Consider the following 223-nt stretch of genomic DNA (forward strand, 5'->3'; position numbering starts at 1 on the left):
TGGGAGAGTACTGGAAGCACATTTGTATAATAATGGTGTCGCATTTAAAATTGTAATGGAAATGTTGGATCTGTCTGATACTAAATATGCTGATGATAGGGAAGACTTTATTAAAGCACAAGTTAGCGAAAGTGAATTGAATACCACAGTTAGAACTCTGGTGAAAATGAAAGAGTTATTATCTAGAATCAGCGGCAGAAAGGATACAGAAATTCCGACAGTG

Annotated in this window: 1 pseudogene; it reads left to right on the top strand. The window is 35.9% G+C overall.

From position 1 onward, the window contains the following. Positions 1 to 10: 10 nt before the first annotated feature. Positions 11 to 223: pseudogene (locus ABR397_RS25660) on the top strand (T6SS immunity protein Tli4 family protein); the annotation flags it as partial.

The organism is Photorhabdus viridis (assembly GCF_040256935.1).
Classification (GTDB): domain Bacteria; phylum Pseudomonadota; class Gammaproteobacteria; order Enterobacterales; family Enterobacteriaceae; genus Photorhabdus; species Photorhabdus viridis.